A 13,775-nucleotide genomic window follows, 5' to 3' on the forward strand; every position below is an offset into this window, starting at 1 on the left:
CCCAATCCAATTTAAATTGAGCTTAATTAAAACTGGCCTGAACGACGCTCTACTTGGATTGCTCCGCTTCCTGAAGGCGCTTTTTCATCAATTCATAATCTTCACTGGAGAGTGTTACCTTATCGTCTTTCTTCCCGCTATCATCATTGCGCGACAGAGGCGAAACGATACTCCGACGCCGCTTGGCAATATTCTCCGGTGTGCCGATGCGGGTATCCGCTAGAGCGACCTGATAAGCATTTTTCTTATGGTCGGTAATCGGCAGCACCATCAAGGCATCTGCTTTTTGATACTGGACAAATTCCGCCAGCAGACCGATATATTTCACTTCCGGTGTCAAAGGCAGCTCTTCCACACGCTGCTCACCGGGGGCGAATTCTTTCAAGATAACGGTATCGAGAAGATCATTACCGAGACGGGATTCCGCATTTTCATACAGGTTGAGAAAGTCTTCGCGGGCAAACTGGCGATCGTCTGCCAGCATAAACACACGCACCACAACCGGCGATGCACGACCGTCATCATCCGGGTTAACGTCCTTGCGGATATCCACCGACAGCTCGACACTGGTGTCCAGGTTCAGGGTGCGTCTGGTAGTCTGGCAGGCCGCCAAACTAACCACCAGTACTCCGAGTAGGGTGAATTTCAGTAGCTTTGATATCGTCACGACCAATTCCCTCTTTCGATTTATTAATTTTTCAGCTGTCTGGCATTCTTCAGCTCAGACAACTGGTTTTCATAAGTCACTGCAAATTCATCACCGAAGAGCTTGCGGTAACAGGCATCTGGATCACCCACTAATTCTCTGTACATCGCGCTGAAGCCCTCCCATTTTTTTGCATTCTTATTGCCGAACACACCGGAGGTGTTGCCCAGGCGACGCTCGATATTATCCGGACTGAAATACTTCAACATCGCGCTGTAGCCAGCGCGCATTCCCGCCAGTACGGCGACCTGATGATCGGAGAGATCATCAAAGCTGTCTCGCACCGCCTCTTTAGGCTGTAAAAAAGCACCGTTGCCGGCAAACATCGCCTCCAGTGCATCCCTCTCCGTGGCGCTAAATTTCAGCGGATTATTCGCCTCTGTCTGGATCATGGTGCGCTGTACCCGCAGCTCATTTTTGATACTGCTGCGCGCACGCAGGAGGTCAATGAGGCGAGCGACGGTTTCGCGAACGATCTCCGCAGCCTGTTGATCCGCTATTTGTTGCTGAGCGAGATTCATATTCAGGCTCAGCGTCGCCGCCAGCACACTGGATACAGGGGGAGCCGGGGGAGCCTGCACCGGCGGTATCGGTGCTTCTGGGGCCGGGGTCTGCTGGACAGGAGACGGCTGTTGCAATTGGGAAAAACTCTGCCCTTGAGCGGCAAAATCCATGGGACTGACAGGGGCCGCCTGTCCGGTATCAAAGCCCGGCGCGCCGGCCACTTGTTGCCCCTGCATCGCCGCAAAAGAACCCGCAAAAGGGTTATCCTGCTGGCTCTGTGGGACCAGTGCTTGTGGCTGTAATTGAGCCGGCGGCGGTGTTACTGGAGCTTGAGATGGAGCAAACGCGGGTTGCTGCGGGGCAACTTGCTGCTGAGGGGGAGCAACCGGTGGTTGCGGAACTACCTGGGGCTGCGGGGGAGGCGCCTGGAAAGATTGAGCTTGAGGTGCCTGAGTCGGTACGCTGGAAGGAGGCTCAGTCGACTGCTGTACTGGAGCCTGCGGTGAAATATACACAGCGTGTTGATCTGCAGGTACATGATCCTGGTCACTGCCATCTTTCCACCACTCATCATCAGACCATTGCCCTGGAGCGGCCTGTCCTTGTGACCCAGTGCCAAAAGAACCGAAACCCTGCGCATCCGAGACACCGAAAGATTGGGGCTGTTCAAAGGCCGACATAGGGTCCAGGGGGCCCGAGTCTGCGCCCAGTAAATTATCCTGAGCGGGAGAGTTCTGGTTACTCTGGGGGATATACCCCCATTCGCCGGACTGGGAAATATCGCTGCTACCACCTGGCTCCAGCCAATTATCCAGCTGCTTAGCCTCCGCCTGACTCTGCATCTTGGCCATAGCGCTGGCATTGAAGGTAGTGCGGTCGGAAGTATCGAGGAAGTCGGCACTGCCCAGCCCTTTCGGCAGGTCGCCGTCGGTCTGCGGTTGGCGCAATGTCACCTTGAGGCGATAATCCCCCACATTAATGATATCCCCCTCATTCAATGGGAGTTTATTCCCTTTGCCCAGCGGATTATCCCCATCGTTGTGATAGGTACCGTTAGTGCTGGTATCAGTCAGGAAAAACTGTCCATCACTGAAAGAAATTTGCGCGTGTTGAGATGAGACAACGCGCTCGGGATCGGGCAGCACCCAATAGTTATCGGCGGAGCGACCCAGGCTGCCCCCCTCTTTAGTGAACAGTTTGGTGTGCTTGAGCATATTGGCCCCTGCGGGATCGGCCAACACTGAGAGAATTAGATCCATGTCTTCCTGACTCACACAGTTGATGTACTTCGCACTTTCGCCGGATGCAAATTACAGAGATCAGTACGAAATGATCCGGGCACACAGGCCTTTCACAAAACAAATTCAAACCCGGCAAGCAGAGACTGATGTGCCGGATAATACTTTTTTCAGCTCCAGGGCCCCTTTAAAGCTCCACCAGCAAGAGATCTCAAACTGGGCAGAACAATTTGATCACGGCCCTGTACCGAGCGCATGGTGCTGAGACCGGCTCGATCAAACTCTGCGGCTGCCCGGTCAGTGAGAAGCGCTTCAGCACAGGGTGTAATCCACTGCCCCTGGGGCAGTTTGCGCAGATGCAGAGGTAAACTTTCATAAGTCGCCGAGGCGGGAACTTGGAGCCTGCCGGTCGTGGAAAAACCCTGACAGATTGCTAAGGCAAGCAGATAGGCGCTGTTACCCCACTGGTAATACTGATGTCCCTGTTCAGGTGTCAGCTCTTCAAATTCAAAATGTTCAGTGGTGGAAGTCTCGCGACCAAACGGCAGACGTAGCATAAAGCGGGGCGCGGCCAGAGCAACATATTCACTCGCGGAGTAATCCCGCACCGCCTGCCAACTCTCGGCAAAGCGCTCGCTCAAGGGGTAATACCAGTCATCCGGATCGACCGAACCGGCTAAGTTGGGGCAACCGGCCAGCTTTGTATCACCACCGAGAAGCAGTGCACTACCAGCCGCTTCTGCAATTGTGGAGAGATCAATCAATAGATGCAGATCCCGCTCCTCATCGGTGATAAAAAAATCGCCCAGAACAAGGTTATAGGGGCGATCACCGGCAACTGTTTCACGCTCAACCAGTAATTTAAAAACCTGTGACTTTTCCAGGTCGCTCTCGGCACTGGCGAAGTCGGCAAGCAACTCCTCCTTGCTGACATCAATCAAGTGCAGCTGCAAATTGGGGTGCTCTTCTAGCCGTCTCATTAAAAAGTGCAGACTGAGCCAACTCGCCTCCAGTTGCCGGAAATCACTGTGGTGCATCACCTTGCGCATAGTGTCCGAGGTCGCCTCGACCAGAGCATTTAAATACTCCCCCTGCATGGGGTCCGCACTTTTTTGCACATAGGGCGCTACGATATCCCTGATCAGCTGATCCACTTGGAAAGCACTACCGCTCTCCCTGGCAAGGCGCTCGCGCCCCGCTGCGAGGATTTCATCGAGAAGGGACTGCTCAGCAGAATAACCCGAAGTTTCTCGCGCGGTTTCAGCCAGCTCCGGTTTCCACTGGCGAATTTCCTCGGCGGCTTGCTGGAATTGCCCAGGATCACGCAAGCGTTGGCCGAGCGCTATAAATTGTTTAAAAAGTGGCAGGCGACTGTAGAGATAATCTGGATGTAAATCGTCGAAATAGGGTAATTGCAGGAGCTCATCCATCACCGGCAACTGCAGGCTCACCCCCAAGTCGCTGAATACTCCTTCAAAGGTATCGCGATTCAGTACATACACCCGGCGCTGGGCGATGGTCTCCGGCTCACACTGGCGACGGCTGGAGCGGCCACTAAAATCACCAAGAATTGCGACTTTCAGGCTATCACTGCCAAGGTCCATGCTCTCTTCCTTCTTATTGTTATCGCCGTGGATTTGAAATCCGGCAGTTATAGTGGCTCTACTCACGGTCAATTATCCACAGGTAAAAAAAATACGCAGCACGGCGAAACCACCTGTACTCATCATGCGTTTTTATCTAATTGGTTTCCACCAATTGTTTTTCGATTTTTTTTGACTTTCTCGGACGTCCTCTTTTGAGCGGACGGACCCTTTGATTGGCGATTTGTTCGATCTTATCTTTAAAGGCGTCACCGCCGAGAACATGTCCCAGCTTGATGGTTTCAGCGATGTAATCGAGCAGACGGCTATCGAAGCTATAGCGAAAGAGCTTTCGATAAGCCTGAGCGCGCTGAGCCGCATTCTCACCCAAGCCGGTATATAGGCGATGATCCTTAATCAAGTGATCATGCTCAGTGTTCACATGATGATTGAAACTTGACCAACGGTAATTACCCAGAGAGTCCGCAAGCCCCAGATAGAGCGGGCGCAGCTCCACATAGCGGTAACAGGTCAACAGGTAAGCATCAGAGTCGATCAGGCTGGATTTGTAGCGCCCGCGCCAAATTGTGCCTGAACGCTTGTAGCGGTGATTGACAAATTGGACATAGCGGCGACCCAAAGATTGCATCATTGAAGGAATGCCATCCGGAACTCTCGGAGTGGCAATGATTTGAATCATATTGGGCAATAACACGTATGCATGTACATCCACACGGTACTGATCAGCAGCATTTCGCAAGCTAATCAAATAATATTGATAATCCTCTTCATCAAAGAAGCACGGCAAATTGTTGTGACCGACCTGCACAATATGCTGGGGGATATCTATTAGATTGAGCCTGGGCAGACGAGGCATTTTGCCAGCAAATCCTTATTTATAAGGCGCGATGCCTTTCTAGTGATGATTAAAGGTTTTATTATCGCAAATCAGGGAAAAAAATTTCAAACTTCATCTGATGCCAAGTTAACATGAACCCTGGTTAGTGGTTGTAATCATGTTACGCTGCATTTTGTTGCTATTTAAATAAAGGGGAGTTGCACCAGACATGGATCAGATAAGTCTGGCGGTCAACGGACGCACTGACATTGGTCAAGTTCGCGAGGAAAACGAGGATAGTATTCGCTGGTATGCCAGCGCCGACCAACCTTTCGCTTATATCGTAATAGCGGATGGTATGGGGGGATACACAGGTGGTGCCACAGCTAGCAAAATAGCGGCAGAAACAGTTCAATTCCACCTAGAAGACCTCTTAAAACACACCTTTCTCTCCTGCACCCCAGAGCAGCAACAATTAATTTTACGCGCGACTCTAATCGACGCTATCAACAGTGCCAACAACGCCCTCCTGAACACCAAAAATACCAATCCCCACTTCGCAAAAATGGGAACTACGATTGTTGTTGCAGTCATGTGGCACGATTTTCTGATCGTTGCTCATATCGGTGATTCACGTGCTTATCTTTGGAATAACTTCGGATTACAGCGCCTTACGCGGGATCACAGCGTTGTACAGGAAATGATAGACAGCGGCCAAATAACTGAGGAACAGGCGCAACACTCCAGTGTGCGAAATCATATTACTCGCGCATTGGGTGTTTCCAATAGCGTAGAAGCAGAAATTAACAGTTGGAAATTAACAGAAAACGCCCTGTTATTACTCTGCACAGATGGCCTGACCGAATATCTGGATGATTACGCGATCGAGCGTGTACTGGCCACCCACCGCCCCGCCCTGGAGTGTGTCTACCGCTTTATCGACGATGCCAACAGAATGGGGGGGCGCGACAATATCAGCGCGGGGATTCTCGAATACTCCTCCCAACCCGCAGCGCAATTACTCGCGCAAGAACAAAGCGCAACCCAAAGACCAAAATCACCCGATGTAACCATCCGAAAAGCGCAACGTTAAACCCGTTTGCCGGAAGCTGAAGAATGACACCGGAACGTCTCACCCAGCTGGTCCCCAACCTGCTCAAGATCCTCAGCCCCTCCACAGCTTCCTTCGTCCAGGGAGACCCTGCGGCGGCGTGCCGCTGGCTGGAGGCTATTGAACAGTTACCTGAGGCCCAGGTTCCATGCGACCACAGCCTGCCTCTTTGGCCAGAGCCACCAGCAGTCGAGGTCAATACCTACTCAATCGCCTCTGCGCCGGAAATCGAGCTGTTGCCCGGAATCGGAGAGGGCCCAGTTCAATTTGTGAATGTCCCGGGGACCAATCCGCAGGGCACCCAGGTTCCGTCACTTAAACACTGTCACTTGGTAAGGGAGCTGGTAATCGCCGCAACTGGTGAGCTGAACTTCGAGCGAGCAGACCTCACAATCCCGGGACCCCTGCCATTTGTTTGGAAGCGTTACTATCGCTCTAGTATTAGTGAGGATTGTGGAATTGGGGCGGGCTGGCGCCACTCACTGAGCGAACAACTAGTGGTGCAAGATAACCAGATTGAGTTGTATACCGCCGAAGGGCGCAAAGTGCAGTTCCAATTACCCGCGATTGGTCACAGCTGCTACAACCGTTTCGAGCGCTTACTGCTATTTCGGCAGAGCCTGCACAGCTACCGGCTCTCGTCTGTTAACGAGCCCGATAAAATTTTTCGTGCAGACGGTGTTAACAGCGCCCTTCCACTCACCGAAATTCGCGACCAATTCGGCAACGCACTGACCATTGACTATAGCGAGGGGCTGCCCAGGAAAATCGTCAGCTCCTGGGGACGGGTACTGGACTTCGAAACCCACGGCGGCCGCATAGTAAAACTACTCAACAGCCACGCCCCAGATGATCAGCGCACACTGTGCTTCTATGAGTATCAGGGCGGAATACTGACTGAAGTTAACAGCAACCACGATCGGGAACGCTACCAATATCACGATTTGTTCCTTGTGCAAGCGCACAGCGGAGTAACTGGCAAGCGTCAATTTGAATACGATCTGCAGGGACATTGCCACAGGCTGATACAGGAGGAATCCGAGACCTTGCTAACCTGGCAGCACAGCCGTGGAAATTGTCAGGTGGAAGATACGGATCTAACCCCACAACAGCTGCACTTCAATCAATTCGGCCAGCTCACCAAAGAACGGCAGGGTCAACGAGAAGAAAGTTGGCTTTATGATTGCTACGGAAACTTGTGCCAACACATTAACGGTGATGGGCGGCGCACCTTTTTCCGCTACGATGAGTTCGGACGCCTGCGGCGCAGTACCAAGGGGGCCAACAGCAAACGTTATCTATTCGGTGAGAATGGTTATCCCCAGGCAGTTCTACTCAACGAAGATTTGTCGTGGATCTTCCGCTTTAACGATAAGGGACGGCCGCAGGCCATTATCGACCCGGAACAACAGGAGTGGAAATTCCGTTACAACGAACGCGGGCTTCTCTCTCAAATCACCGACCCAGAGGGCGGCTATGTAGAATTTTCCTGGGATAGCCAGGGGCAATTACAAACCGTTCGCCGCGGAGAAAAACTGTGGGGTTTCGAATACGACCACTGGCAGCGTTTAACCACCTTGGTCGTAAACGGGGAAACCTGGCGCGAATGGCGCTATGGCCCCGCCGGCGAATTGCGTGAGTCCCACATTGGTAGTTATCAATACGGCATCGATTACTGCGAACGCGGCCAACCCCACGCCATCCATGCCAGCAACAGCCAGAGTCTTCAATGGGATTACGATCATTGCGGTCGTATTTGCCAGATATATTTTGCCGATGGTAACCAGTGGGCACTGCACAGTAATGGCCAGGGACAATTGACCCAGCTGCAAACTCCAACCGGTGATTATCTGTGGCAATACGATGGGCTCGGCCAGTTAACCAATCATCACACCCCGGACAAACGCTATCTCAACTGGAACTACAACATTGACGGCAGCCTCAGTGAATACAGCGATAACGATTGCCGCTGGTACCTCCACTATAACGACGATGGCAGCCTCGCCAGCATACGCAATAACAGCGGCCAAATCAGCGAGTTCCACTACGACGAACATATGCGCCTGATCCAGGCCAATAATTTACATTCCTCAGTCCGCTTCAAATACAACCGGCACGGCCGGGTGATCGCCGAGAATCACGATAGCAATGACGTGCGTGATTTCAGCCTGAGATACCAATATGACTCGCGCGGCTGGCTGAAAAGCGCCAGCTCAGACAACCTCGATCTGGCCTATACCCTCACACCTTGTGGCGCGTTATACGGTGTAGACGCCAATGGCGAACCGGTGTTGCGCACCGAGCTCAAGGGGCAGAATTCAATCCATGTACAGGGAGAAGTGCGCAGCACTTTCAAACACCTGTTTGGTCGCCCCGTAAGCCTGGAAAGTAGCCTCGCCCTCGCCTGGCAATTTGATAAACAGCCTCCGTTACAGCTCACAACCCCAATGCGCCAGTCAGGATTTACCCAGGCGCAGATCGACAGGGACAAGCGCGGCAATGTGATCGCCGAGCGGCAAATTCCCGGGCGCAGGGATTACCAATACCAGTATGATGGTTGGGGGTTGATGAGCACAGCGGAGTGTGGCGATTTCAAAACTTATTTCCGCTATGATCCATTTGGGCGCCGGCTGAGTAAAACCTGTACTCACCGCAAATCGTCACGCCAACGCCGGGTCACCACCAGCTGGAGCGGCCTGGGCATCTGGGCAGAGGCACATCAGGTCGATGGGAAATCACGGGGCATCGGCCACTGGATTACACATCCTTTGCACGGGTCCGTACTATGTCACTGGAGTTCCGGCCACTGTAAGCACTACCATGCAGACCCACAGGGAAAACCCCTGGCCATATTCGATGCTCAGGGTACAGTGCAATGGTCTCAGGGAAAGGATACTGAAGAAGTTGATGGCAGAGGTTTCGGGCAGACTCCCGGTCCCTGGCGTGGGATTAACTTAATTGCCGATATCGAGACCGGTCTTTGGTACACACCTTCCAGGTATTGGAATCCTGCCCTACACATGTGGCTAAATGGCCCGAGGATTTTTACTCACATCACGCCCGATGTTCCACTGACCAGGCTCTGAACCCCTCATCGGCGCCCCGAACCGGGGCCCTCCGGGCCTGTACCTATCCCTACACCGTATCAATCAATTGCGTAGAAAAATTATGCAAGCATCCCCGGATTTTGAAATCGGCGGAATCGCAGTGGCCAAGGGGGAATCCCGCCATATCGACCTGCCCGTGGTCAGCCTCTACACCAACACTGAGATGGCAATACCCGTCTATGTACAGCGCGGTAAGCGGGAGGGCCCCACCATATTTGTCTGTGCAGCAGTACACGGTGATGAGCTGAATGGCATCGAAATCATCAGTCGCCTGATTCAAAGCCGCAGCTTAAAGTCTCTGCGCGGCACGCTGATCGCCGTACCCATGGTCAATGTCTACGGGGTACTCCAGCATACCCGCTACTTACCCGATCGCCGCGATCTCAACCGCAGCTTTCCCGGTTCTCCCAAAGGCTCCCTGGCAGCGCGTATGGCCCATGTTTTTCTGCGTGAAATAGTAGCCAAATGCGATTACGGCATCGACCTGCATACTGGAGCCGCCCACCGCAGCAACCTGCCCCAGGTGCGTGCCAATCTCGACGATGACATAACCCGCGCCATGGCCAAGGCTTTCGGTGTACCGGTACTGCTCAATGCATCGATTCGCGATGGCTCCCTACGTCAGGCCGCCGCAGATCGAGGTGTGAGAATCCTACTGTATGAGGCCGGTGAGGCTCTGCGCTTCGATGAGCTGTGCATCCGCGCTGGCCTGAAGGGGGTAACCAACGTCCTCAGGCATCTGGGCATGCTGCCGGCAAGGCGCAGGCGCAGTCTGATAGAACCGTTTATCGCCCGCAGCAGCGGCTGGTTGCGCGCCGGCGACAGCGGTATTGCCACCCATCTGAAGGCGCTGGGAGATCAAGTCTATGAGGGGGATCTACTCGCCACGATTGCCGACCCTTACGGCAACGAACTCGACCAGGTGCGCAGTAATGGCGAGGGGATCATAATCGGCAAGCAGAATATCCCCCTGGTGCAGGAGGGCGAGGCGATGTACCACATCGCCTATTTCCACGAACCCCAGGAGGTGGTTGAGAACTTAGAATTGCTGCAGGACAGCCTGCTGCCGGATGAAAACTTCTAAGGGCGCCCTATTGTTTTTGGAGTAACTCCAGCACCTCATTGCTGGGGAAGCCTTTCTCCTCTACGCCGGCGCTCTTCTCGAATGCTTTGATGGCTTTGCGGGTTCCCGCACCGGCTTTGCCATCAATCTCACCGTCATAAAAGCCCTTCTGTTTCAGTAATTTCTGTAGTTGCTCAACCTGGCTGCTGTCGAGAGGGGTAAAGGGTCGGTTCCAGTCCTTCACCAGAGGAGGGCCTCCGCCGATGCGATCCGCCAGTAGGCCGATAGCGGTGGCATAGCGATCGGAGTTGTTGTAACGCTTGATCACGAAGAAATTCTTAAACACCAGAAAAGCCGGGCCGTTACGCCCATCCGGCAACTTCAGTTCCGCTACTGCCTTCTCGCTCGGGAAGGACTCGCCATTGGCACGCTTGACCCCGAGCTTTTCCCACTCCGCCACGGTCAGCTTGCCGCCTGGCATTTTGTTTGCGGGAATGGAGACCTCATAACCCCATGGCTTGCCGCGCTGCCAGCCATTGCTGGACAGCAGATTAGCAGCGGTGGCCAAGGCATCCGGCACTGAGTTCCAAATATCGCGCTTGCCATCGCCATCAATATCCACCGCGTAGGCCTGGTAACTGGTGGGAATAAACTGCGTATGCCCCATAGCCCCAGCCCAGGAACCCAGCAGGTGCTCTCCTTCAATATCACCGGCCTGTAGAATTTTCAGCGCTGCCAACAGTTGTTGCCGCCCGAATTTCTTGCGCTGGGGGTCTGCGTAAGCCAAGGTAGCGAGGGAGCGGATTACACTACGCATCACCGTCTCGTTGCCAAGGATGCCGCCAAAGCTCGACTCCACCGACCAGATCGCCAGGAGGATATTGGGGTCCACACCAAAGCGCTTCTCAATCTTGCTGAGCCAGGGCTTCATCTTCTCTTTCTCACGCTTGCCCCGCTCAATAGCGCGCTTTTGCACCCGATTGTCGAAGTACTGCCATACCGGCGCCTTGAACTCCGGTTGGTAGCTGGCTCTATCAAGCACCCATTGGTCCGGAGAGGTAATGCCCTTAAAGGCCTGGTCGTAAACCTGGGGGGAAATCCCATTTTTAATGGCGGTTTGGCGGAACTCCTTAACCCACTTTTCGAATGCCGGGTCCGGCTTATCTGCAGCCTGGACGCTCTGAGTCAAAAAAGTTAAACAAAGGGTGAAAACATAGAACAGCGCGGGGAACCGGTGCAATCTGGGCATGGGAGTACCTTTGACACGACATTTCGCTCGCACAAGGTTAGAACGAGCCTCTCTCTTCCGAAAGGCGGATTTCTCCAATGGTGTCACCCGCCTGATCAGTCATTAATGGGGACAGTGGAGTCAAAGGGAAGTTCTGAGGATTGCCAGGCCCTGTGACCAGGGCCACAAAATCAGGGAATCACGTAAAAGAGTACGGCGAAGAAGTGCAAGATACCGCCAGCCAGCACAAACAAATGCCAAATCGCGTGATGAAAACGCAGGCTGCGCCATAAATAAAAGGCGATACCACCGGTGTAGCAGAGACCACCCAGTACCAACAACCACAGGCCACCGGTTTCAAGGCTATTCGCGAGAGGCTTGATTGCGGCGATAACCACCCACCCCATCAAAGCGCTGAGAGTGATCGACAGGGCGCGGATCTTTTTTAATGGGGTAAATTGGATAATCAGTCCCAACAGGGCCAACCCCCAGATAATGCCAAACAACCACCAGCCCCATGGCCCGCGCAGAGTTACCAGGGTAAACGGGGTATAGGTACCTGCAATCAGGAGAAATATCGAAGTGTGGTCGAGGGTACGTAGAATCGACTTGGCGCCTATATGGCTTACAGCGTGATACAGGGTAGAGGCGAGGAAACAGAGAATCAGGGTAGAGGCATAGACGCTGGAACTGACGATGTGCCAGGCATCCCCGCGCAACGCGGCAAAACCAATGAGAACACCGAGACCGGCGATAGCCAGCACGGCTCCGACACCGTGAGTTACGCTATTGGCAATTTCTTCAGCAAAGCTATAGCGGCTGGCAACGGAAACGGATGAGGTCATAGATTGGCCCGATTGAATTCTGGTACTGAGTGGCTCCAATAACCACTCGACCGATCACTGGAATCAGGTCTAATGATCAAAGGCCTCACTAAAAATAGCAAGGCCAGGATCAGACCGGCGATTCACAACCGGGCCACTAGGACTTATACGCTAGCGTTGTGGATTCCCATTTCGCACAGAGCGGAAGAGGCGCGAACGATTGTTTCGTTACGATCGGGTCCTGTAGAAATAATGTCTACCGGTGCGCCCACCAGTTCCTCAATGCGAGCGATATAGGCCTTGGCATTGGCGGGTAGGTCCGCCTCGCGGCGCACACCAAAAGTATTCTCTGTCCAACCAGGCATACTCTCGTAAACGGGCTCTACACCCTCCCAACCGGCGGCGTCAAAAGGTACCGGCACTTCTTCACCGGCGCTGTTGCGGTAGCCCACACAGATCTTCACTTCTTCGAGGCCATCGAGCACATCCAACTTAGTCAGACACAGTCCGGAGATACTGTTGATGCGAATCGCGTGACGAACAGCAACCGCATCGAACCAGCCAGTGCGACGCTTGCGTCCGGTGGTGGCACCGAATTCATGCCCTTTTTCCCCCAGATGACGCCCTACTTCACAATCGAGCTCGGTGGGGAATGGGCCACTGCCAACGCGGGTGGTGTAGGCCTTGGTGATACCCAGCACGTAATCCAGGTACAGGGGACCAAAACCGGAACCGGTAGCAGTGCCGCCAGCAGTGGTATTGGAGGAGGTTACAAACGGATAGGTGCCGTGGTCGATATCCAACAGGGAACCCTGGGCACCCTCGAACAGGATGTGCTCGCCCTGCTCGCGAGCCTTGTGCAGCTGGTCGGCCACATCAATGATCATCGGTACCAGCTGTTCGCGCCAGACTTTGGCCTGCTCCAGGGTATCCTCGTAGCTTACCGGATCGACTTTGTAGTATTGGGTCAGGGCGAAGTTGTGATAGTCGATCAGCTCCTTGAGCTGATTGCAGAAGTTGTCCCAATTGCACAGATCACCGAGGCGCAGGCCGCGACGGGCAACCTTGTCTTCATAGGCAGGACCGATACCGCGGCCGGTGGTACCGATAGCATTGACGCCGCGGGCTTTTTCACGAGCCTGGTCCAAAGCCACATGCACCGGCAGAATCAGCGGGCAGGCCGGTGACAGGCGCAGGCGTTCACGCACGGGGACGCCGCGCTCTTCCAGCTCCGCCATCTCCTTAAGCAGTGCTTCCGGTGACAACACAACACCATTGCCGATCAGGCAGGTTACGCTGGGGCGCAGGATACCGGAGGGGATCAGGTGCAGTACGGTTTTTTCACCGTCGATCACCAGGGTGTGGCCGGCGTTGTGTCCGCCCTGAAAGCGCACCACCAGGGAGACCTGCTCTGTCAGCAAATCGACAATCTTACCCTTGCCTTCATCGCCCCACTGGGTACCCAGCACTACTACATTCTTGCCCATCTGTATCAATCTCTAACTCAGGTTTCGTTCTGCGGGAGGCCTAGAGGCCCCTACATCAATGGATCTTGCGGAGTTCACCGCACCAA

General features: G+C 53.9%; 10 protein-coding genes. 3 read left to right on the forward strand and 7 right to left on the reverse strand.

Annotated features, from left to right (window positions below):
• Positions 1 to 49: 49 nt before the first annotated feature.
• The 4 genes from tssJ to LC073_RS03135 form a co-directional block, all read right to left on the reverse strand.
• Complete coding sequence (gene tssJ / locus LC073_RS03120; RefSeq protein ID WP_226643380.1) at positions 50 to 667, reverse strand: type VI secretion system lipoprotein TssJ; 618 nt, start codon at positions 665 to 667, stop codon at positions 50 to 52.
• Between the two features lie 23 nt (positions 668 to 690).
• A complete protein-coding gene (gene tagH / locus LC073_RS03125) occupies positions 691 to 2,469 on the reverse strand; it encodes a type VI secretion system-associated FHA domain protein TagH (protein WP_226643382.1) in 1,779 nt (592 codons plus the stop codon).
• Positions 2,470 to 2,618: 149 nt separating this feature from the next.
• Positions 2,619 to 4,118: a type VI secretion system contractile sheath domain-containing protein gene (locus tag LC073_RS03130; protein ID WP_226643384.1), complete on the reverse strand. Its 1,500-nt coding sequence runs from the start codon at positions 4,116 to 4,118 to the stop codon at positions 2,619 to 2,621.
• A gap of 70 nt (positions 4,119 to 4,188) precedes the next feature.
• Positions 4,189 to 4,908, reverse strand: a complete 720-nt coding sequence (locus LC073_RS03135) for a transposase (RefSeq protein WP_226643386.1) — start codon at positions 4,906 to 4,908, stop codon at positions 4,189 to 4,191.
• A gap of 190 nt (positions 4,909 to 5,098) precedes the next feature.
• Between LC073_RS03135 and LC073_RS03140 the strand changes: the two genes are divergently transcribed.
• The 3 genes from LC073_RS03140 to LC073_RS03150 all read left to right on the forward strand — a co-directional run bounded on the left by LC073_RS03140 (position 5,099) and on the right by LC073_RS03150 (position 10,171).
• Positions 5,099 to 5,962 (forward strand): Stp1/IreP family PP2C-type Ser/Thr phosphatase, encoded by an 864-nt coding sequence (locus tag LC073_RS03140; protein ID WP_226643388.1) that lies wholly within the window; start codon positions 5,099 to 5,101, stop codon positions 5,960 to 5,962.
• Positions 5,963 to 5,985: 23 nt separating this feature from the next.
• Positions 5,986 to 9,066: a DUF6531 domain-containing protein gene (locus LC073_RS03145; protein WP_226643390.1), complete on the forward strand. Its 3,081-nt coding sequence runs from the start codon at positions 5,986 to 5,988 to the stop codon at positions 9,064 to 9,066.
• A gap of 82 nt (positions 9,067 to 9,148) precedes the next feature.
• Complete coding sequence (locus LC073_RS03150; protein ID WP_226643392.1) at positions 9,149 to 10,171, forward strand: succinylglutamate desuccinylase/aspartoacylase family protein; 1,023 nt, start codon at positions 9,149 to 9,151, stop codon at positions 10,169 to 10,171.
• A gap of 7 nt (positions 10,172 to 10,178) precedes the next feature.
• On the opposite strand, the gene LC073_RS03155 is transcribed toward LC073_RS03150, so the two are convergent.
• From LC073_RS03155 to LC073_RS03165, 3 genes are all read right to left on the reverse strand, one after another.
• A complete protein-coding gene (locus LC073_RS03155; protein WP_226643394.1) occupies positions 10,179 to 11,399 on the reverse strand; it encodes a lytic murein transglycosylase in 1,221 nt (406 codons plus the stop codon).
• 170 nt (positions 11,400 to 11,569) lie between these two features.
• Complete coding sequence (gene trhA / locus LC073_RS03160) at positions 11,570 to 12,223, reverse strand: PAQR family membrane homeostasis protein TrhA (protein WP_226643396.1); 654 nt, start codon at positions 12,221 to 12,223, stop codon at positions 11,570 to 11,572.
• Between the two features lie 143 nt (positions 12,224 to 12,366).
• Positions 12,367 to 13,689, reverse strand: a complete 1,323-nt coding sequence (locus tag LC073_RS03165; protein ID WP_226643398.1) for an adenylosuccinate synthase — start codon at positions 13,687 to 13,689, stop codon at positions 12,367 to 12,369.
• Between the last annotated feature and the right edge of the window lie 86 nt (positions 13,690 to 13,775).

It is taken from the genome of Microbulbifer variabilis (genome assembly GCF_020524905.1).
Lineage (GTDB): Bacteria > Pseudomonadota > Gammaproteobacteria > Pseudomonadales > Cellvibrionaceae > Microbulbifer > Microbulbifer variabilis_A.